Genomic DNA, 19,271 nt, shown 5'->3' on the forward strand with positions numbered 1-19,271 from the left:
TGGCGGTTTTGGAATGGAAATGGAAAAGATTTTCAGGAAAATCCTTGCAAAAGTGAAGCCCGGGCCTGGAGAAATAGCGAAAGAGACTGCCTTTGCGGAAGGCTTAGTTGACAGCATAATGAAAATGCCGGGCAAACATTTGAGGGCCGAGATTGTCGGCTCATTCGCAAGGCAAACCCATTTGCGCGGCGACAATGACATCGACATTTTCGTTATTTTCCCCCAGGCGGTCGGGCGCGCGGATTTCGAAGCCGAAGGACTGCGCATAGGCAAAGCCGTGTTCGGAAAAAACAGGTGGGTTGAAGCCTATTCCGAGCACCCTTACATCAGGGGCAGCATCAGCGGCTTTGACGTTGAAATCGTTCCAAGCTATGACATAGGCGAAGGCCAAAGCATTGTCAGCTCTGTTGACAGGAGCCCATTGCACAACCGCTTCCTCAGGGGAAAGCTCTCGGAACAGCAGAAGGACGAGGTCAGGCTGTTAAGGCAGTTTCTCAAGGGAATCGGCTGCTATGGCGCGGACATAAAGGCAAGCTCGGTTCCAGGCTACGTGACCGAACTGCTCATTCTCAAATTCGGCTCGTTCAGGGAATTCCTCAGGAATGCCTCGGAATGGCGCGAAGTCGAAGTCATCGACCTTGCAACGCACCTTGACGAAAACGCCGCCATAAAAAAATTCGGCCACCATTTCATTGTCGTCGACCCGATTGACAAAAACAGGAACGTTGCCGCGGCACTGTCAAAAAACCAGTACTGCAGGATAATCGCGGCAAGCAGGGCGTTCCTTGAAAAGCCGTCCGGAAAATTCTTTTACCCGGAAAAAACCAGGGCGTGGAGCGTTGAAAAGCTGAGGAAAAAGCTTTCGGAAATAGAGCTTGTCGCGCTGAAGCTGCCGTACCCTGAAAAAGCCCTGCCGGACGTGGTTTACGGCCAGGCCAAAAGATTCGGCAGGAAAACCGCCAACGGCCTTGAAATGCACGATTTCAGGATTTACAGGCACTCCGAATGGAGCGACGAAAAAAAACAGGCCATAATCGTTTTCGAACTGGAAAACCTGCAAATCCAGAAAACAAAAATCCATGCCGGCCCGCCAGTGACGAACGCGCCTGACAGCAAAAGGTTTCTGGCGGAGCACAGGAACTGCACTGCCGGCCCGAGAATAGTTGACGGCCGGTGGGTAGTCGAAAAAAAACGCGAATTCCACGACGCAAGAAGCCTGCTCAAAAAAATCTGTTCGGATTCGGCCAAAACCGAAAAGCCGCCGCTCAAAAAAGCATTGCAGAAAGCCGCAATCGAAAGCGAGGAGAAGCTCGTGCAGACTTTCAGGAAAAGCCCGGGCTTCGCGGAATTCCTCACGGAATGGCTGGAAGGAAAAGAGAAATTCCTCTAAGCCAAAAAGCAAAACAAAGAGCGAAGAAAAAAATCAGGCTGCCTGCGTGGCAAAATGGCGTTAGATTAAAGTCGCCGATTCCGTTTCAACTTCGCTTACACCGCTGATGTCCCGGATTTCCTGTTCAAGCTTGTCCATCAGGCCCTCGCTTTTATCCGGAATCTTGATGCCGATCCTGAAAACCGACAGGCCGAACGCGACAGGCTCTTTCCTGACTTCCTGCACCACGCCGGTCTTGACTCCTTTCAGGCCTGCCTCGACCTTGTCCGAGTCCTCAGGGCTTTCAGGGAAAACCTTGAAAACAACCATCACATTGCTGCCCATAAAAACCGCCTATGGTCCGACAAAGCCGCAGGAAGGGCAAACGTAAGGCTTGGCTGTCTGCCTTGAATGCAACGAGCGCACAATCCTTTCCTTCGAGCAGGCCGGGCACTTGAACTCTATGAAGTCGATTGTGACTTCCCTGTTGCTTGTCATGCAAACCTTCATCATTCCACGTCCGTCAAAAGTTAATAATAAAACTCTGCTCCACGCAATAATTAAAAAGCAAACCTCTGGCTTGCCAAAGCACGCCAGAACAAGGGCCTGTAGTCTAACGGACAGGACGGCCGGCTTCGGACCGCTGCCCTTTTCTTTTTCTTCGCAAGAAAAAGAAAAAGTGCAGGGCGCCCAAAAAGAAAGAAACGGGCAAACGGGAAGAGACCGGCTGATGGGGGTTCGAATCCCTCCGGGCCCGCTTTCGCGCGGGCGAAACGAAACCAAGGCGTCTTGCTTTTGCAAGACGCCGGGTAGGTATAAACATAAGTAGTGTTCCGCGAAGCGCGAACACCACGCACGGGGTTTGCAAGGGGCGAAAGCCCCTGCGTGCAAATCCCTCCGGGCCCGAACCGGCGGTTTCGTCCGCCGGGTCCGACGATGGGTACACCGCTGCGCGCTGTACCCTTCTGCTTTATTTTCGGTATTAACTGTTTCAGGGCGTGCGACGCCTAAAGCCCCCGCTTTTTAAGTTTTTTTGGCACATTCTTGTTTATGATTAAGCGCGTCCTGCTTGAAAACTGGAAAACGCATTCCAGGAGCGAACTGTTTTTCGGCCAGGGCACGAACGTGCTTGTAGGCAGGATGGGCGCCGGCAAAACGAGCGTGATGGACGCAATCTGCTTTGCCTTGTTCGGAACATTTCCCTCATTGAACTCGCGCAGGGTTTCGCTTGACGAGGTTGTAATGAACAAGCCCAACCAGATGGACTTCTGCAGGGTTGAAATGGACTTCGATTATGCAGGAAAAAGCTTTGCCGTCGAAAGGACGATAAATTTCGGGAAAAAGGCGAATGAGGCTAAATTGTTCTGCGCGGGAAAGCTTGTTGCCGGGCCGAGCGTTTCAGACGTGACCAAAAGAATCGAGGACACGATTGAACTGGATTTCGAGCTGTTTTCAAGGGCCGTCTACTCCGAGCAGAATGAACTGGACTTTTTTTTGAGGATGTCGCCTGCGCAGAGAAAGGCGAAATTCGACGAGCTTTTGGACCTGGAAAAATACGAGAATGCGCGGGCGGCGGCTTCGACCGCCTCAAGCAGGCTCAAGGCGCAGGCCAAGGACCGGCAGAGAGTAGTGGAAAAAATCGGGCAGGACGCGACCAAGGCCGACCTTGAAAGCCTCAGGAAACGGCTTGGCGAAAAAGCCGGGTTGGAGGAAAAGTATCTGGCGGAAAAGCTTTCGAAGGAATCCGAACTCGAAAAGGCGGAAAAACTTCTAGTGGAACTTGAAAAATCCGAGGCCGAGGCAAGGCAATTGAATGAGAGCCTCATCAGGGCCGTTGCCGGCCTGGAAGAGGCGAGAAAGGGAATTGAGCGCGCGAGGAAAATGCTTGCGGGCAGGAATGCCGGGGAAATCCGGAAAATCCTTGGCGAAAAAGAGGCCGTTGCGAAAGACATCGACGAAAAGGAAATTCCGGAACTTGAATCGGAGCTGAAGAACAGGTTCAACGAATCCAATGCGGTTTTCAGGAAAAGCGAGCTGTGCAGGTCGAAGATTTCCGATCTGAAAAAAAAGTCGGAAAGGCTGGCGGGGCTTGAAGCGGTCTGCCCAACGTGTTACAGGGAACTTTCGGACGGGGACCGGAAAAGCGTCATAGGCGCAAACGAAAGCGAAAAAGCCTCGCTTGAAAAGGAGCTTGCCGCGCTCGCGGGAGAGCTTGAAAAAAGCGAGGGCCGCAAAAACAAGGCCGAGGAAAATGCGAGGGCCGCAATGAAAAGGCTTTCCCTGGAAAAAGACGGAATCCGGGAAACTAAAACCCTGCTTGCCGAAGCGCTTGAACTGGAAAAAAAGGAAGCTGACTCCAGGAGTATGGAGGAAAAGGCTTCAGAATTCCGAAAGCTTGTTTCCGGACAAAAATTTTCCCCCGAAGACCTGAAGGCCGCGAGAAAAAAGGCGGGCGACTGCGATTCCGCGCTTAAGGTGATAGGCAAGGGCATTGAAAGCAACCGCGAGCTCATGAAAACCATTGAAGCTGCAATCGAAAAGGCGGAAGCCACATTGCAGGTTGCGGAAAGCATGAAACAGGAAATAGTCTCGCTTGAAAATGCGTCGCGTGATTTGTCGGTTTTTGTCAACGCGCTTTCGTCGGCGCAGGCGGAATTGAGGCAGACAATGATTGAAAGCGTCAACGAGGCCCTCGCGGATATCTGGCCCAGGGTTTACCCTTACCGTGATTATGTCGGGGCAAGGCTTGAAATCGTGGATGGAAACTATGAACTGAAGGCAAGGCATTTTTCCGGCGCTTGGACAAGGATTGACGGCATACTTTCCGGGGGGGAGAGAAGCTCGGCCGCAATCTGCGTAAGAATAGCGTTCTCTCTTGTCCTCACGCAGAATCTCGGCATCATAATCCTTGACGAGCCCACGCACAACCTCGACTCAAGCGCGGTTGAGGCCCTTACAACAATGCTGAAAACGCATCTGCCCCGGCTTGTCGGGCAGGTTTTCATCATCACACATGACAAGGAAATGGAGAAAGCGGCTTCCTCATCGCTCTATCAGCTGGACCGCGAAAAAGACTGCGCTGAAGCCACAAAAATAATTTCAGCTGAAACGCAATAGGAAGCAATGGAAGGATTCTAAAAAAAGGTTCAGGCCGCAACTGCCTTGGCCGCCGCAAGCTTTTTCTCTTCCTTTGATTTTCTTGCAAGGCCCCTTGTTATGAAGCCCGCAATCGTGTTCCTGCTGACCTGCGGAAGCCCGAAATCAAGGCCGTCGATTGCCAGCTTGTTTTTCTCAAAATCGGCGCCGAAGAGGGCAGGATACTCGTTGAGCAATACCTTTGCCTTGAATTTGAGTGCCTTTGGAACAGCTTTTCCCATCAAAAATCGCCTCAGTTGATTTCAATCTTTTTTATCTGGCCGTCAGGGTATTTTCTCAAAACCGCCAGCGGAATTACCCTGCGGTTGAACTCTTCAATCGCAATGTCCTCCATCCTGAGCACTTTTGCAGGCTTGACGAGCGGCGGTGCGCCGAGCGAAAGCTGAAGGGTGCGAGCGCCGATTATTCTCGCGGTTTCAAACCGTGTAAGCTTTTCCATCAAAAAACACCAAAAAAAGCAGGTGCAGAGAAGGGTTTGGAGAAAAACTCCAATCAAACATCTTGCAGGCAAAGGATTAAAAAGCTGTCTCAGGCGTGCCTCATGCTGTCGGTGGTTTGGGTTTTCAGGCACTCTTGCTCAGGCGAGAATCCTGACTTTGGGCTGCGGGATTTTTTGGTTCGCAGAGAAATCCTTTGCCAGGAAAAAACCGGAGTGGCCTCCGACAAATGCCTTTGACCTGCCGAGGACCGTGCGTTCCCCCTTTTCTGATGAAAACGCCTCAAACTTTGCCAGAACGGTTTCCTGCACGCCGAGCAGGGCGCGCATTATCTGCGGGGAAAAAAATTTCGCGTTATGCCATGCAAGGTACCTTGGCACTGCATCGGCCAGCGAGATTGCGGCCTCTGAAAAGGACCTGAAAAAAACGAGTCTCGGATTGGTCGTGTGAAGGAAGTCCCCGATTTTGGATTGCCGCTTTTGTTCGGCAAACGCAAGCCTTCCGGCTTCAGCCGCCTTTTCCTGCAGGCCTGCAATCTCGGCGCCCGCAAAAGAGCCGCGCTTCAGGCAGAACCATTCAAGCATTGCATTGTTTTCCGGCAGGATGCGGCCGGCACCCGATGCGTTAAGTGTTTTCGCGTCTTCAAGCGGCAGCATTTCCCTTTGCCCGAAAAAAAACGGCCCGGCTTCCGGCGCGGAGAGGAAAAATTCGCGCATCCGCTTTTCCCTGCTTTCCCTGAAAGGCGCTTTTTCGTGGAATGCGCTTGCAAACGACCTGGAAAACGGCTGGAAGAAAAAGGCGTTTGACAGGAACTCGGTTTCGGCAAAAGAGCTTGGCAGGACATTGCGGTCGGAAAATGATTCCGGCCTGCAGCAGCCGCAGTTCAGGGTTTCAAAGCCGATGTTGAAAAACGACCGGTGGAAAAAAGCAGGCCACACCGAGGAAAAATCAAGCTCTGAACCCGGACCGCCGTTATGGGCAAAGCCATTTTTTGGCAACGCAGACCTGTCATGCGGAAAACTCTCGAACGCAAACCCGTTTGAAAACAAGGCATTTTCAACAAAGGTTTCCGCCAAAAGCTGGCTTGTTTCAGGCAGGCTTTCAAGGGGCACCCTTAGAAGGCTTGAAAATGCCATTTTCCTGCAAAGCGCCTCGGCAAGACCGTCACCGGCGGAGAGAAGGCCTTGAATCGTTGCTGAAACCGGTTCGGAAAACATCGGCAGGCTTGCCTCCGGAAACTCCGTCGGCAGGCTTTCAAGGGACTCCATTGCGAATGCCCGGAAAAAAGCCCAGTTTTTTTCAAGCAAAAACTGCCGCTCCGGGCCGATTACGATTGGCTTGTAGCCAAGCGAGGATTCGATTAGAGCGGAAGCCTGCTCTAAGCCGGAAAAATCCGAAAAGCTTATTTCGTTTGAAAACTCCCTTTCCTTTACCGAAAAATTCTGGATGCTCAGGACCGACAGCAGGCTTTTGAGCAGCTCCGGCGAAAACCTTTTTGGGACAAGGATTTTCGGAAAAAACCTGAAGCGCCTGGAAAAACGCTCGTTGCCGCGCCTGAACTCGGCGAAGATTTCACGCTTTTGGCCGGCGTACGCTGCGCCGGACAGGAAGGCACTGTCGGAAGGCATGAAAGAGATTTGGTTCAAGGCGCTTTTAAGTTTCTTCGGAGGAGAGTGCGCTTCCCCTGACCGCCGTCATCGCCCGGCGGGTACGTTTTGTGGCATCCGCGCTGTTGCGGGATGCCACGCATGCTTTGCGGGGTTTGCAAGGGGTGCAACCCCTGCACTCGCTTTGCTCGCATAGCGCTGCGCGCTGTTGCGCGATGGTTCGACGTGGCCTGAACTACGGCGCCTACACCAGCGTCGAAACAAACAGCATCGTGACGCCGATTGCGGCTGTGATTGTCGTAACGATCAGCGAGTCGACGTCAAGCCGGCCCTGGAACTTCACTATCAGGAAAAAAAGCGCTGCCGAAGAAAAAATTATTCCGCCAAGAATGAGAAGGTATGAAATGAGCTTGTTCCTTGAACCGACGCCGCGCAGTTTCATTTCGTCTATGTCCTGCTGGGTGTTTGCGACGACCTCGCCGAGGTCGTTGAGCTTGTTGCGCACCTTGTCGCTCAGCTCGGTCGTCTTCATCGCGGTTTCCTCTATTTTCTGCCTGAAATTGTCGTTTTCCCTTTTCGTTTCCAGCCTGAGCTTTTCGATTTCTTCCTGCGCAGACTTCTGGACCTTTGAAAACGATTTCCCGCCCTGTTCCTCGGACTTTTCCTCGACCGCCCTTGAAATGAAATCCTTCTGGTTTTCCAGTTCGTCGCGCACAATGCGCGAAATTTCGCCTTTCAGCAATGCAAAAGTGTCGGCCTGGCCGAGGAGCAGGAGCCTTTTCGCCTTTTCCGGTTCCACGCCAAGCTGCCTGAGCGTAGAAATTATCTTTTCCTCCGGCTCGTTCGCCTCGACCATTTCCTGGATTATGGCGATTATGCTGGCTTCCCTGTCGGTTTTCGGCTTTTTTTCGGGCATTACTCGGTCACGTTTATAGTGCGCTTGAACGATTCACTAACATTCTCTGCATTGAGGTTAAAAAAGATTTCGAAGGCCCCCGCCTTTTTCGGCGTGAACAAAAAATCAGTTGAAACGCAGTCGCCGGCATTGAAATCCAGAACCTGCGTTCTTTGGCCGGCTTCAACCGCGGTCTCGTCGAACGACTCCGAAATGGAAATTGTTTTCGGCAGAGCGCCCTTCCTGCAGACGTCCACGACTATTTTGGCCTTGCCGCCCACAAAAAAAAGCGATTGCTGCTGGACCTTGTAGGAAATGTTCACTGCAGGGGTTTCAAAAAAAACGTCAGTGGAAGCCTCGGCATGGAACGGCGCGCTGGCAATTATAGTGACGGTGCCCAAAAAGCCTTCCAGCAGTATTTCTTCCTTCTGCCCTGGCTCAAGCACCGCAATCTTTTTCAACAGCGTTCCATCGGAAGCCGCAACCGAAACGCCGCGGATGGAATGGCCGCTTGTGTTGGCAACCGCCACAAACTTTTCATTCCCGGCGCCGGAAACCGAAATGGAGAGGCCGGGAGTGAAAAAAATAAGGAAAACGAGTATTGCGCCGAAAATCGCCAATACCACGAGAAAAAACAATGCATTCTGCTTTTTGCCTGACAGCATCAAAACCAGAAACAATTACGCTTCTTCCCTTTAAAACCTTATTTTGCCCGACTGCCACTGCATTACCAGAAACTTTGCCGCCGCAACAGAGTCGGGCCTGCCGCCGGAAAGCAGAAAGCCCTTTTTCAGGGCAAACGCCTCAAGCAATGCCTCGGCATCCGTGCCCTGCAGGCCGAAACTTTTTTCAAAAAAATCCGGCCGGGATGAAACAATAAATTCTGCAAGCTGCACTCCCGCGGTTTCGGGATCGGAAAGCTGTTCCGCGGTTTTCGCGTTCACGAGCATGAGCCTGAACTCGTCGTTTTCGTCGAACGGGATTGTGCCGGGCGAATCAAACAGCAGCAGGTTTTTCGAGACGCGGACAAGCCTTTCGCCGCGCGTGAAACCGGCTTTTTTGGAAGTGCCGGCAACCCTCCTGCCGACCAGAATGTTGATAAGCGAACTCTTGCCGGTGTTCGGGTAGCCGACGACAGCGCACACGCACCGCTTTTTTTCAGCCAGGGCGAAAAGCCTGTTCCTGAGCAGGGAGATACCCTGCCGCTTTTTCGCGGAAACGAAAAAAGTTTCCGCTTCCTGTGACAGGAGTTTTTTCTGCGCTTCCGCATGGCGCTTCGAGGCAAAGTCGGATTTATTTATCACGAACAAAAGCCTTTTGCCGGAAGCCCGCACTTTTTCCTCGAGGTCCCTGTTCCGTGTCAGTTCCGGAAACCTTGCATCCAAAACTTCGAGAATTATGTCTGACGATTCGACAACCTTTGAAAGCCTCGCAAAAAAGCCGCCCTTCATAAAAAAACCCGCCGGCAAAAAACACTCAATGCAACCATCAGCAAAATTAAGATATCCTGCTCAGAGTAGTTTCAGGCTCGAAGTGAACCTGTCGATTTCGGAATCCGGAGCCGGGCCGATTGCAATGCACGTCGCTTCCCCCGCTTCAATCTGCGTCCTTCCCGCATCCTTTATCAGCGCGCACGGCAAAAGCTTTTTCGCGGACTCGAACAGCTCAAGCAGTTCATTTCTGCTTCCAACTTTGAGCACGACCTTCGCCTGGCCGGAAGCCTTCCACTCCTCGACCCAGCCCGGCTTTTTTGCCGAAGTTTTTTCGACTGCCTCAAGGCTTGCGTGCGCTACTTGGGCACAAGTTTTCCCGACACCAAGTTTCAAATCTTTTCTTACAACAATTGCCTGTTTATATTCAGTCAATTTTTTCGCCCCTTTTTCTTAAATGGTCTTTGAACCGCAAATATTTCCTATCTAAACATAAGCCATTACAATTTTTATACATCCATCTGCAAAGAATGCGTGCATTATCACCGTAAAATTCAATTTGCCACGTTCTGTCTGACGACATTTTCACATTACTTGTTCTTATTTTAATAATTTTAACCATTGTTTCCTTTAAATCTTTAATAAATTTTTCATTGCCAACAATCTTTATTTTGATTGTGTTTGGTTGGTTGAAATGAATACTTCCGTCCCCATCAAAATAACCTCTTACAAAATTAGCGAGGTATTTTTGGGGAATTTTTGGCAGCCTTATTTTTTTTGCTTTTTTTGGCCCACACCCAAGAGCTATTAAATCGGAACACATTTTTTTGCTATGCACTGAGAAGCTCAGGTAATCTCCGTGAATTTTTATTCCATGGTTACTTTTTAGGGCTTTTTTAATTTTTTCCACGATTTTTAAGTCTTTTTTATTTAGGTGCAGGCGAAATGTTCTTTTGTCAGCGGTGACATTTCCATCGCTAAACATCCAACCCAAAACATATGCAGATTCGCGAGTCCAGACGGAAAAGAAACTTTCGTCGACTTTGTTATATCTTTTTCTAATTGGCCTCGATATTCTCAATTTGTGTGCTTTATGATACACTGAAGATTTGGTTCTTCTAGGAAATAATATGTGTATGTTGTTTTTTCCGGCGTAGTGTTCCTTCAGCATCTGAAGTTCTTTTTGTGCCCAGAAAAGACGGGGCGTTGTCAACCCAAATGCATGGAGCTTTCGCTGAATTGTGGTTTTGCTCACATTATTTTCTTTCGCTATTTCCAAGTAATTCTTGTGTTTAAGCTGCTCTTCCAAATATTCTTTTGAATTATAAAATTTCACAATAAGATACTGTGTCAATCAGTTTAAACTATGGTATAATCTTTCCTTTACCCAAAATTGAAGCCCGGGATAATAATGTCTAAGCCGCAGTTTAAAAACCTGCATTTGTGCATGGCGGAATCGTCAAACACGAAAAAAGAATGAGATTACTCGGCCTTTCACAACAGTGATGCCCCAGAATCCAAAGATTCTGGGCACGTCGCAAAATCCAAGATTTTGCAACGAAGGCCTTAGTTTCGGACCCGGCGTTGCGAGCAACGCGAGCCAGCGGCACTTTACGTGCCGCGCGCACCAGACGGGCGTGACGTCTCGGCGGACGAAACCGCCGGCTTAAGCCACGTTCGGCTGCGCTTCGGCTTCGGTTGACAGCTGCTGGATTACCGGCCGCATGATTTCTGAATCGTCTTCCGCGGCAGGCTGGTCTGAAGCCTGTTCTGATTCGGCTTCAGCCGGTTCCGGCTGCTCGAAGCCTGGCTGTACGCCTTTCAGGCGCAAAGTCTTTGTGATGCCATTCGAACCCCACAAATAAGTGAAAGAAGTGCCCTCGTTTTTTGTTATCCAAACGCGCCTGTTGCCCGGATGTTCGTGGCCTTTCAAAGTCAGAAGGTTGCTGAATTCAACCAGCGCCTTTGAATCGTCAAGCTTTACAAGAGTGAAAACTGACGGCGACCCGTCTACTCCCGGCAAAAGTTCGCCGAAAGCCTTGCCCTGCTCGACTTCGACCTCGTTCTCGTCAACCTTCTTGTCGAAAGGCGGGCTCCACCTGCTCTGCACGTTCCTAAGCTCAAAAATCGCTTTCATGATCTCACCAAAAAAAGTTGTAAGAAGATAAGTCGTTTCTGGTTAAAAATCTTTGTCTGGAAAAACCGGTTTGCCGGCCAAGCATTTCACGGGAAACCCGCCTGCCCAGCATTTTAAAGCAGTTTTTCCCATTGTTTTGCCGATGACAATCAATTCGGTTATCGACGAGGCCGTTTCCGGCATACATGCAATGGATGCAAGGCGGAAAATCTTTTCAGAAAAGCTGCTGCTTTTGAAGGATGAAGACCTTGCCCCGCTGAACGACAGGGAATTGCTCGAAGACAGGCTCATCCTTCCGGTGCGCAATGCGCAGGCGTTTTCGAAAAAGGTTGCGGGCGTGGATTCGGGGTTTGCGGACAAGCGCCTGTTCTCGTTCGACCTGATTCTTGTGCGCGCGGTCGCGGTCTGCTTTGCATATGACAACGGAAAGCTCGCTTCCGCGCAATATTTGCCAAATTATTTTTCTTTTCCGACGCCGTTGCTGAACAATGCCGCGCTGGACAACGACGAGTTCCAGGTCAGCAGGTCGTTGCAGAGGCTGCTCGAGGAAGTGAGGCTTGCGAAAAGGGCGATTGCGGAATTCAGGCCGGACTATTGTTTTCTGGATGGCAGCGTGATTCCGCAGTACGTCGAGTCTCGGCAGGACTCGCAGGTGAAGGCATTTTACCATGAAACCCTGGCGGAGTTCCAGCAGTTGTATTCCGAAGCAGAGAAAGCGGGCTGCCAGATTGTCGGCTGCGTCGAGGACAGCCGCGGCAGCCAGCTGCGCACAATCCTGCAGAAAAGCGTCCTGCCGAAAGTGCCGGTGTGCAATCCCGCTCTGCTGGATGAAACATATGATTCCGTGCTATTGGATTACCTTTTGAAAAAAGGCGAGCGGAGCTTTGCATTCAATTATTCGGCGCACGCAAAAGAGCACCCCATCCTGAAGGATTTCGACGAGAAGTGGGCGAAGCAGGTGCACGTTTTTTACCTGAAGCCTGTTGACTTCGACAGGCCGCTGAGAGTGGAGTTCTTGTCGAACAAAAAAGGGCCTGAATTCGCAGGGCACGTTGATGAGATTGCGCAGGCCGTGCGCTTCCTCTCCGGCTTCCACAAGGAATACGCTTATCCAAGCGTCCTGATAGAAGCCGATTTCAGGGCGCGCCTGAACAACGCTGAAATCGAAACCGTTTACGAAAAAATCGTGGACAAGCTCAGCAGGCACTTGAAACTCAGGCTGAGAAGGAACAGCAGGCCATTTTGACAAAGTGATAAAAATGCCGAACAGAATACACCAAACTCAGCCGCGGAGAAGAGTGGAAAGCCTGCGGAGAAGCGCGTCAAGGTTTTCCAGAAACCTTGCCAATGTTCCGCCGGAAAAAAGGGCGGCAGTGACAAAAAGATATTGGAAAAACAAGGAAAGCGGGCAGTGAAAATGCGCGGTAAAAACAACTGGTTTCGTGCGGCCGGCATGGGTTGCGCTTTATGGCAACGAGGATTTTATTAAACGTTTCAGGGAAAAGTTGAAAGGAAAAGCAAAATCGGAAAAGAAGTGAAAAAGCGTGGCTGATGAAAGGGAAATCGGAACCGTGATTTCAAGCTTTGAGGGCCCGTCGCCTAACCTTGTCGATTTTGTCGTCACGCACGGAATCGTGCATCGCGGCCAGTTTGTCGAACTCGATTACAGCGAAGGAACGATGGTCTGCCTTGTCAACGACGTGATAAAGACAAACCGCTATTTCGAGCGAGCCGACTCGGTCAAGGAATTTGAAAGCTCGGGCACGAAAATGCTTGAACAGTTTCCGATCGGGGAATGGGAATACCTTCTCGCAAAGACACGGCCATTGGGGGTTTTCGCGGACGGAATGATCAAAAGGCCGAGTTATCCGCCAAGCCCAGGCACTAAAGTCAGGATTTCTGACAGGGAAAATCTCAAAAAATTCCTCGGGTTTGATTTGCAGTCCGGCCTTGAAATCGGTTCGGTGGAATACCACGACCTGCCCGTCAAGCTGAATCTGAGCGGCCTCCTCAAAAAGCACCTTGCTGTTTTGGCCATGAGCGGCAGCGGCAAGTCGTATGGTGTTTCCGTCCTGCTCGAGGAACTGCTTTCGCGCAAAAAAGAATTCGGCCGCATCGCGACAATCGTCATGGACCCGCACGGCGAATACAGCTCGTTTGCCGAGCCCGTGAAAGAAAAGGGCTTTGAGGATTTTTCCTCAGTGACCAGGCTTGTGAAAGCCAGGAACATCCAGATTGGCGTGCCGAGGCTGGACGTGAACCTGATTTCAGGAATCATTCCCGGTTTGAGCCACGCGCAAAAACGCGACCTTGGAAGGGTTTTGTCCCAGCTCAAGCAGGAAATGCGCGATGGCCTCGGCCCATTCGACCTTGCAATGGTGCGCTTGAAAATTGCCAGGGACAGTGAAATAAAGGAAGCCACGAAAGCCGCACTCGTAGGCTGGGTTGACGGTTTGGAAGATTTGCATCTTTTCGGCAAAACCGACAATCCCGGAGTGGCAGAGCTTGCCAAACCCGGAACGCTTACAATCGTTGACCTGTCAGACATTGTTGACCTGAAAAAAAAGCAGGTCATTGTCGGCTATTTTGCGAGAAAGCTTTTCCACGAAAGGCGCGAAAAAGCCATTCCGCCGTTTTTGTTCATTCTGGAAGAAGCGCACCAATTCTGTCCGGAAAAGGCTTCGGAGGAAAAGGCTGTAGCGCGCGGCATCATCCGAACCATTGCACGCGAAGGAAGGAAATTCGGCGCTTCGCTGTGCCTGATTTCGCAGAGGCCCGTGCAATTGGACACTACCACGCTGTCGCAGTGCAACACTCACATAATTTTGCGCATAACCAACCCATATGATTTGAAGCACATCGGCGAAACCTCCGAGGGCATCGACGCCAGAACCCAGTCAATGATTTCCTCTCTCAGGGTCGGTGAAGGGATTATCGTCGGCGAAGCAGTCAGCTTTCCGGTTTTCTTCAAGTTCCGGAAACGCAGGAGCGCGCCAAGCCGGCACGAGTTTTCATTGGAGCAGGCCGCAATCGACTTTGAAAACAGCGAAGGCAAAAACCGCGAGGAAGCGGAAAGCTTTTTGTAAAAAAAAAGAGTAAGCTTACTCGGCGTTGCGAGCAACGCGAGCCAGCGGCACTTTACGTGCCGCACGCACTAGACGGGCGTGACGTCTCGGCGGACGAAACCGCCGCCGGGAAAACTTTTGATAAAAGTTTTATCAAAAGTCACCCGGCCGGCAGAGGGGCTGAGCCTTGCGAAGCCCCTCAACGTCGCACCAACCGGGCGATGACGGTTGCGACCACCGGGAGTCGAACCCGGACCTGAACCTGATTGCAGCCCTGCGCCTCCAAAAAAGAAAATTTTTTTCTTTTGTGGGAAAACACCTTTTTCTTTTTCAAAAAAGAAAAAGGGCCCTGGCAAGGTCCAATCCTAACCGCTAGACCATGGTCGCTTGCAGGATTACTTTTTTGAAATCAAGCCTTTTAAAACAATCCCCAAAGCTATTAGGACCGCGATTCCGCCCGCAAGCATCAGCGTTTCATCTGAAACAATGCCTTTCAGGTTCGGAAGGCTTGAAACGCTTATTATGCCACCCGGGCTGTTCCCGCCCTGCAGGCTATTGCCGCCTTGCTCCGGCGTTTCGGGCTTTTCCTGCGGGGGCGGCGCGATTGTTTCCTGCAAAATTATCTCCTTTGAGTACTCAAGGCCGTTTCCCGCAACTGAAACTTCGAACCGCTTTGTCTGCGGCAATGGCAGGCGCATGGAAAACGTTTTTTCTGCCAGGCCTGGAACGGTTTCGGGTTGCGGCGATTCAAGCAGGCCCGGAATTGCGATTGAAACCGGCTCGTCCGCCGTTCCCTTGTTTGCAACGGAAATGTTCAGGTAAAGGACGCCGGATTTTACGATCGGGATCACCTGTGTTACCTGGAGCTTCTGGCCTTCAGGGCCTGAGCCTGGAAAGACCTTGAGGCTGCGCGTTATTTCGCTGCCCGTGGAAAAAATCTTGAATTCGCCTTCAAGGTACTGGTTTTCCTGCAACGGGGTGTCGGTGCGCAGCTTCCATTCCACTGTTTTGGTTTCATTCGGCTTGAATGAAAGGGTCTGGCTTTTCTTTTCGGTTTCAAAGTCTTTTGGCAGGACAAGTTCCAATGGAACGATGTTATAGGTTGAAAGCAGGTTTGTGACCTGTGCCTGCAATGTTGTCCATTCTCCGGTGTCCATTTCAAGGCCGGGAACCTCGACGCCGAGAACGTTTTCAAACCGCTTTATGCTGTTGACCTTGACGTCGATGGTTTTTTCCCCGAGACTGACCTTTGCGGTTTCCGGGAACGAGATTCTGTCAGCCGCCTCGCTCGGATCGGAAAAAACGCCCATTGTTATGTGTGTGCCGTCGACCAAGCCGACTTCGCCGTAAGTCGAGTCGACCTGCACCCAGCCCGCGCTTGGACTGAAAACCTCGTTCCACGCATGGTTGGCCCATTTTGCGGCGGAATAGGAAACGCCGACCGCAAACCTTGTGGGAATGTTTCTTGCGCGCAGCATCCCCGCCGACAAGGTTGCGAACTCGTCGCACACGCCGCGCCTTGATTCAAGGACCTGCAAAGTAGAATAGGTTTCAGGATAGTAGGCCCAGTCGTAGGTAACGTAATTGTGCGCCCAGTCCGCTATGTCCTTGACTGTTTCAATCCACGAATTTGAGTTGAAGTCGTTGAATGCGATTGTCCTTACGGCGGAGTCGTTCGATTCGACGTGTTGCGTCGGCTGAACGAATTCCGGATAGCGGCTTATTGGCAGGCCCAAATCATAGTCGCTGAGGCCGGAAATGTTTGCCTGCGTTTCAATGTTCGCCTTAATCGAATAGGAAAAGCCGCCTGTTTCGTAAAGCTCGAAAACCGCGAACCTGTTCCCGTACTTGTCATTCTCATATGTCGGGTAAACCCTGTTGCCGTTGATTTCCACGAATTCCTGTATGCTGTTAATCGACTGGTGCCCGGATTCCGAGAACGTGAGCAGTTTCACTATGACTTTTCCGTTCTGCGGCAGGCTGCCGGCAACAGAGCCGTTTGCGCTGATTGAAACGTCGGCATTCACGCCTTGAATGTTAGTCGGAAAATCGCCTATTTCCTGCGCAGACAATGCAGGAAGCAGGGCAAAAACCGCAAGCAGTAAAAAGGCCGTTTTTTGCATGGGAAAGAATAGGCACTGCAGGTTAATAATTTTTTTTGCAGAAAAAAAGAGCGTTGCGGGGGGCTACTTTCTCAGGATTCTGGATTCAATGCCCTCGTTTGCCGCCTTGTACTTTTCAATCGACTCGACCGCATCCTTAAGCCACATGGAGTTGCGGATGCTTTTTTCGCCTTCAAGGCGGTGTTTCAATTCAGCGATTATTTCGTCAAGCTGGAGGCGCATAAAAAAACCGTTTTAAAAAAACCTTTCTGACAGATTTTTCCCTGAATGGTTTTAAAAACAGAATCAAAGAGTCGCCTGGGCTCCCGCGACAATCGTCAATGGCAGGCCGGATTTCATGGCCTTCACAAGCGAAATCGAGTGCGCTTTCTGGCTCCTGTTGAACTGCTCCGGCTTCAAAAACTTCCAGCCCTTGTGCGGAATCTTCCAGCCCACGAAAAAGTCCGTGCCCGCCCGCTCGGACCAGGAGGCAAGCTCCGCCATCTGCTGGTTGGAAATGTTCAGGTAATTGCCCTTCCAGGCCTTGCACTCTATGGCAAGCTGTTTTCCGGGCCTCAGGGCAACTATGTCTGGCGCTGGAAGGCTGGATTTGCCCGATCCGGCTATCCTGACGACAGAAAAACCCAGGGCATAGAAAAGCTGGTTGAGTTCGCGTTCGGCGCTAGCACCCTTGTCATACCTCGCCATTTTCAGCCCCGGTAAACATTAATAAGCCTTCACATTTATAAGTGTTTTAGAATTTCATAAGCGGTGCCGGAATCGGGCCTTTTTTGGCTTGGATTTTGCACTTTTTTGGAAGCTTGATGGTTGAAAATTTTGTTTTGAAAATAAGGGTTGTCCCGAACGCGGAAAAATTCGCGGTCGGGGACTTTGACCCCTGGACCGGCGCGCTCAAAGTTTGGGCTGCAGCCCCTCCTGACAAAGGAAAGGCAAACGCCGAAATCGTAAAAGAACTTGAAAAATTTTTTGAAGCAAAGGCAACAATTGTAAGCGGGGAAAAAGCCAGGACAAAAGAAATCCTCATCGAAAAACCGAAGGATTTTGTCCTCGCAAGGCTCGCGAACTTCCAAAAATAGGCAATGCAAATTCCAGGAATTTGCCTGATTCTAGCGGCCGAAAAAAATTGACGGAAGTGGTTTGCAAATGGCAAAAACTTACATAAACAACGTAAAGTACATGATAAAGGCCAAGTTTGAGATAAACGGCGTCGTGGACAAGCATGACATCATCGGCGCGGTTTTCGGCCAGTCCGAAGGCCTTATCGGCGACGACCTCGATTTGAGGGAACTGCAGAAGAACGGCAAAATCGGCAGGATTGAAATCAACAGCACCACTGTTGAAGGAAAAACCGCCGGCGAACTTTTTGTTCCAAGCTCGATGGACATGGTCAAGACAAGCATCCTTGCGGCCGCAATTGAAACTGTTGAAAAGGTCGGCCCCTGGGAGTCGAAATTCGAGATTCTCACGATTGACGACACTCGCAGCGCGAAACGCAAGGAAATAATCGAAAGGTCGAAGGAACTGCTGAAAAAGCTGAACATGACATTACCGCAGGCGCAGGAGCTCGCGGAAGAGATAAAGGAGGACGTCTGGGCAGCCGACATAGTTTCTTACGGCACGGACAACCTTTCAGCCGGCCCCGACATTGACAGTTCAAACGAAATAATCCTGGTCGAAGGCAGGGCGGATGTCCTGAATCTTTTGCGCAACCAGGTGAGAAACGTGATTGCGGTCGAAGGCTCCACAGTAAGCCCGACAATAATAGAGCTGTGCTCGAAAAAAAGCATCACGGTTTTCTTTGACGGCGACCGGGGCGGGCTGTTGAACCTGAGAAGGCTCCAGCAGTCGGCGAAAGTCGACTTTGTCGCAAAGGCGCCGGAAGGCAAGGAAGTCGAAGAGCTCACGAGAAAGGAAATCGTCATGGCGCTCCGCAAAAAAATTCCGATAAGCGAAATGAACCTCGGTCCAGAGCAGCCTTCAACAGGCTTTGAGGAAAGGTCCTTTGACAGGCCAATGCGCTCCGACATGCATGGCGGCATGAGAAGCAGGGGTCCTGGAAGGTTTTCACCGCGCCCACAGCACGGGCCGAGAACAGGCGGCTTCGGCGGAAGACCTCCGTTTGAGCCGAGGCAGGGCTTCGGCGGAAGGCCAAGCAGGTTTTCCTCACGCCCACAGAGAGGCGGCGGAAGGCCGGGCGCGCCGAGAATGAGAATGTCTTTCTCGCGCACAACCGAAGCGCCCGAGAAAAGGGAAATACCGGCAAACCTGCCGCCGGAAGCGGCGGAATTCTCCGATGCAATGCGCGAAATAAAGGATTCCTTGAAGGCAAGGCTCCTGGACTCGCAGAAAAACGCGATCGCGGAAGTGCCTGTAAGGGATTTGCTGAAGACAATCAAATCCGAAAAGGGCATTGACACGGTCATTTTCGACGGTGTCGTGACCAAAAGGCTTGTTGACGAGGCAGTGAAAAGCGGGGTCAAAACCATTGTCGGCGTTAAAAAGGGCAGCGTTCCGGAAACACCGGAAATCAAAATCATAACGCTGTCTTAAAAAAAACGGCAAAGGTTTTCAAAAAAAAAGATTGAAAAAAAATAGGTTGGGCGGATTTTCCGCCCCTTTTTCTTATTTTCTTTTTTTCGGCCACTCGCGCTTTTTAACGTCGCGCAAGTCAGCGACAGTTTCTTCAATCGGAATTGTCAGGCTGCCTGTGCGGTAAAGCAGGAGGCCAAGGATTACCGCCGCGCCCCAGAACAAGAGGTTTGCAATCGGCCCCAAAAAGATTTCAAGCAATTGCCTGGTCGTTATTTCGCCTGCACCGGGCTTCAAGTGGATGCCGGTTATCTTGTAAATGCTGTCCTGGCACTCCAAAACCGTTTCCTTTGTCGTCGCCTTGTCAATGCAGTCCTTTGTCACGTCCCAGGAATCGAACATTACAGCCGTTGCCCTGAAAAACATCAGGACCGCGGCAAACAGTATGAATGCGCCAATAAGTTTCGGCAGGTGCACGTCCCTGCCGCCAAATCTCAACAAAATAACCCGCTTCATAAAATAA

At 51.0% G+C, this 19,271-nt stretch carries 22 protein-coding genes and 2 tRNA genes; 8 read left to right on the forward strand and 16 right to left on the reverse strand.

Features of this window, described 5'->3' with window-relative positions:
- Window positions 1-13: 13 nt before the first annotated feature.
- Window positions 14-1,390, forward strand: coding sequence for a CCA tRNA nucleotidyltransferase (cca, locus tag HY394_06340; protein MBI4053626.1), 1,377 nt, complete (start codon window positions 14-16; stop codon window positions 1,388-1,390).
- Between the two features lie 60 nt (window positions 1,391-1,450).
- Here cca and ef1B read toward each other — a convergent pair whose 3' ends face one another.
- The gene (ef1B, locus tag HY394_06345) at window positions 1,451-1,714 is read right to left on the reverse strand and encodes an elongation factor 1-beta (GenBank protein MBI4053627.1); all 264 of its coding nucleotides are present in this window, start codon (window positions 1,712-1,714) and stop codon (window positions 1,451-1,453) included.
- A gap of 9 nt (window positions 1,715-1,723) precedes the next feature.
- A complete protein-coding gene (locus HY394_06350; GenBank protein ID MBI4053628.1) occupies window positions 1,724-1,882 on the reverse strand; it encodes an RNA-binding protein in 159 nt (52 codons plus the stop codon).
- Window positions 1,883-1,971: 89 nt separating this feature from the next.
- On the opposite strand from HY394_06350, the gene HY394_06355 reads away from it, so the two are divergent.
- Both HY394_06355 and HY394_06360 read left to right on the forward strand, forming a co-directional pair.
- Window positions 1,972-2,126 (forward strand) — tRNA-Arg (locus tag HY394_06355).
- 293 nt (window positions 2,127-2,419) lie between these two features.
- Entirely contained in the window at window positions 2,420-4,486 is a 2,067-nt protein-coding gene (locus HY394_06360) for an AAA family ATPase (protein MBI4053629.1), read from the forward strand.
- 29 nt (window positions 4,487-4,515) lie between these two features.
- On the opposite strand, the gene HY394_06365 is transcribed toward HY394_06360, so the two are convergent.
- From HY394_06365 to HY394_06405, 9 genes are all read right to left on the reverse strand, one after another.
- Window positions 4,516-4,746, reverse strand: a complete 231-nt coding sequence (locus HY394_06365) for a 30S ribosomal protein S17e (protein MBI4053630.1) — start codon at window positions 4,744-4,746, stop codon at window positions 4,516-4,518.
- Between the two features lie 11 nt (window positions 4,747-4,757).
- Entirely contained in the window at window positions 4,758-4,964 is a 207-nt protein-coding gene (locus HY394_06370; protein MBI4053631.1) for a DNA-directed RNA polymerase subunit K, read from the reverse strand.
- A gap of 138 nt (window positions 4,965-5,102) precedes the next feature.
- Window positions 5,103-6,590, reverse strand: coding sequence for a hypothetical protein (locus HY394_06375; GenBank protein MBI4053632.1), 1,488 nt, complete (start codon window positions 6,588-6,590; stop codon window positions 5,103-5,105).
- A 223-nt stretch (window positions 6,591-6,813) separates the two neighbouring features.
- Complete coding sequence (locus tag HY394_06380) at window positions 6,814-7,485, reverse strand: hypothetical protein (GenBank protein MBI4053633.1); 672 nt, start codon at window positions 7,483-7,485, stop codon at window positions 6,814-6,816.
- Window positions 7,485-8,144, reverse strand: a complete 660-nt coding sequence (locus HY394_06385; protein ID MBI4053634.1) for a hypothetical protein — start codon at window positions 8,142-8,144, stop codon at window positions 7,485-7,487. Before HY394_06385 ends, HY394_06380 begins: the two co-directional genes overlap by 1 nt.
- A gap of 15 nt (window positions 8,145-8,159) precedes the next feature.
- Complete coding sequence (locus HY394_06390; protein MBI4053635.1) at window positions 8,160-8,915, reverse strand: 50S ribosome-binding GTPase; 756 nt, start codon at window positions 8,913-8,915, stop codon at window positions 8,160-8,162.
- 60 nt (window positions 8,916-8,975) lie between these two features.
- A complete protein-coding gene (locus HY394_06395; protein MBI4053636.1) occupies window positions 8,976-9,329 on the reverse strand; it encodes a peptidyl-tRNA hydrolase in 354 nt (117 codons plus the stop codon).
- Window positions 9,322-10,248: a hypothetical protein gene (locus tag HY394_06400; protein ID MBI4053637.1), complete on the reverse strand. Its 927-nt coding sequence runs from the start codon at window positions 10,246-10,248 to the stop codon at window positions 9,322-9,324. The genes HY394_06395 and HY394_06400 overlap by 8 nt, the downstream gene beginning before the upstream one ends.
- A 312-nt stretch (window positions 10,249-10,560) precedes the next feature.
- Complete coding sequence (locus HY394_06405; protein ID MBI4053638.1) at window positions 10,561-11,031, reverse strand: hypothetical protein; 471 nt, start codon at window positions 11,029-11,031, stop codon at window positions 10,561-10,563.
- 142 nt (window positions 11,032-11,173) lie between these two features.
- On the opposite strand from HY394_06405, the gene HY394_06410 reads away from it, so the two are divergent.
- The 3 genes from HY394_06410 to HY394_06420 all read left to right on the forward strand — a co-directional run bounded on the left by HY394_06410 (window position 11,174) and on the right by HY394_06420 (window position 14,117).
- Window positions 11,174-12,277 carry a DNA double-strand break repair nuclease NurA gene (locus tag HY394_06410; protein MBI4053639.1) on the forward strand — a complete coding sequence of 368 codons (1,104 nt, stop codon included), beginning with the start codon at window positions 11,174-11,176 and terminating at the stop codon, window positions 12,275-12,277.
- A 13-nt stretch (window positions 12,278-12,290) separates the two neighbouring features.
- Window positions 12,291-12,446: a hypothetical protein gene (locus tag HY394_06415; GenBank protein MBI4053640.1), complete on the forward strand. Its 156-nt coding sequence runs from the start codon at window positions 12,291-12,293 to the stop codon at window positions 12,444-12,446.
- A 129-nt stretch (window positions 12,447-12,575) separates the two neighbouring features.
- Entirely contained in the window at window positions 12,576-14,117 is a 1,542-nt protein-coding gene (locus HY394_06420; protein MBI4053641.1) for an ATP-binding protein, read from the forward strand.
- A gap of 208 nt (window positions 14,118-14,325) precedes the next feature.
- On the opposite strand, the gene HY394_06425 is transcribed toward HY394_06420, so the two are convergent.
- The 4 genes from HY394_06425 to HY394_06440 form a co-directional block, all read right to left on the reverse strand.
- Window positions 14,326-14,483 (reverse strand) — tRNA-Gly (locus HY394_06425).
- A gap of 8 nt (window positions 14,484-14,491) precedes the next feature.
- On the reverse strand, window positions 14,492-16,219 hold the full coding sequence (locus HY394_06430; protein MBI4053642.1) for a transglutaminase domain-containing protein: 1,728 nt from the start codon (window positions 16,217-16,219) through the stop codon (window positions 14,492-14,494).
- A 63-nt stretch (window positions 16,220-16,282) separates the two neighbouring features.
- Window positions 16,283-16,441 carry a hypothetical protein gene (locus HY394_06435; GenBank protein MBI4053643.1) on the reverse strand — a complete coding sequence of 53 codons (159 nt, stop codon included), beginning with the start codon at window positions 16,439-16,441 and terminating at the stop codon, window positions 16,283-16,285.
- Between the two features lie 63 nt (window positions 16,442-16,504).
- Window positions 16,505-16,906, reverse strand: coding sequence for a hypothetical protein (locus HY394_06440; GenBank protein ID MBI4053644.1), 402 nt, complete (start codon window positions 16,904-16,906; stop codon window positions 16,505-16,507).
- Between the two features lie 116 nt (window positions 16,907-17,022).
- Between HY394_06440 and HY394_06445 the strand changes: the two genes are divergently transcribed.
- The gene (locus HY394_06445) at window positions 17,023-17,295 is read left to right on the forward strand and encodes a YggU family protein (protein ID MBI4053645.1); all 273 of its coding nucleotides are present in this window, start codon (window positions 17,023-17,025) and stop codon (window positions 17,293-17,295) included.
- Between the two features lie 67 nt (window positions 17,296-17,362).
- Complete coding sequence (locus HY394_06450; GenBank protein ID MBI4053646.1) at window positions 17,363-18,769, forward strand: DNA primase; 1,407 nt, start codon at window positions 17,363-17,365, stop codon at window positions 18,767-18,769.
- A 72-nt stretch (window positions 18,770-18,841) separates the two neighbouring features.
- On the opposite strand, the gene HY394_06455 is transcribed toward HY394_06450, so the two are convergent.
- Window positions 18,842-19,264 (reverse strand): hypothetical protein, encoded by a 423-nt coding sequence (locus HY394_06455; protein MBI4053647.1) that lies wholly within the window; start codon window positions 19,262-19,264, stop codon window positions 18,842-18,844.
- Window positions 19,265-19,271 lie beyond the last annotated feature (7 nt).

This window comes from Candidatus Diapherotrites archaeon (genome assembly GCA_016205145.1).
In the GTDB taxonomy this organism is placed as follows: Archaea; Iainarchaeota; Iainarchaeia; order Iainarchaeales; family JACQJH01; genus JACQJH01.